This is a genomic window from Thorsellia kenyensis, from assembly GCF_042432445.1.
GTDB lineage: Bacteria > Pseudomonadota > Gammaproteobacteria > Enterobacterales > Thorselliaceae > Thorsellia > Thorsellia kenyensis.
The window spans coordinates 1-1,063 of sequence record NZ_JBHLXE010000122.1 but is presented as its reverse complement, the minus strand read 5'-3'; the positions used below and the strand labels follow the sequence as shown (position 1 = coordinate 1,063).

Annotated in this window: 1 protein-coding gene; it reads left to right on the top strand. The window is 45.8% G+C overall.

Annotated features, from left to right (window positions below; translation table 11 throughout):
• Positions 1 to 1,063: Ig-like domain-containing protein (locus tag ACFFIT_RS13250; protein WP_385878406.1), on the top strand; the 1,063-nt coding region annotated here is incomplete at both ends.

Genomic DNA, 1,063 nt, shown 5'->3' with positions numbered 1-1,063 from the left:
TAGCATTGAGCTTTATGATGACGTGGGTGATGTGAAAGGGATTATCGCTAAAGGTGGTACAACCGATGACAGATTGCCTGAGTACCGTGGTAAAGTGACCGATGCTAACACTGCGTTCATCAAAGTTTACCAAGATGGTCAATTCATTGGCAAACTTATCCCTGTGAATGTTGATGGCACATGGAGTTATACACCGCCGGTTAACCTAAGCGGCGGCATGCATAACTTTAAACTGGCGGGCGTCAGTAAAGCGGGTGTTGAAGGACCGATGAGTTCAGCATGGAACTTTAACGTATTGGCTTCAGAGCCCTCTATTCCGACCCTAGATACCTTGCTTGATGATGTAGGGGGTAATACCATTGTCCAACCAGATGGTTTAACCAATGACAATACACCGACCATTACCGGTCGTGGTGGTGCGGGTGAAACCATCATCATTTACCTCAATGGTACTGAAGTGACACGTGCGACGGTTGATTCACAAGGACGCTTTAGCGCGACTATCCCACAAGGTAAAGTCACGAATAATGGCCTTTATAACATCACGGCGAAGGCAGAAGATGCGGCAGGACAAAAATCAGACTTCACACTGCCTTATGCGTTTAACTATGATGGCACGGCACCGAACAAACCGGGCTTACCGAACATCACGGATGGCATAGGTGATACCCAAGGTAAAGTCGCACAAGGCTCGACGATTGATGATGCCAAACCAGTTGTTACTGGTAAAGCGGAGTCTGGTGACAGCGTGGTTGAAATCTTTGATGGTACCACATCACTTGGTTTTGCGACCGTTAATGCAAATGGCGATTGGTCGTTTACCTTGAATCTGACACAAGGCAGTCACAGCATTACCGTTCAAGAGACAGACAAAGCGGGTAATAAGTCATTACCTTCTGATGCATTGAACTTCAGTGTAGATAATTCGAAAGTAGAGTTAACGGTTGATTACCTTGAAGATAACTTTGGCAATGAGAACAATGCTACGGTACAAATTAAGAATAATGGCTTAACTAATGATAAGACGCCTGTATTAGTCGGTACAGCGACGCCTGGCTCTGTG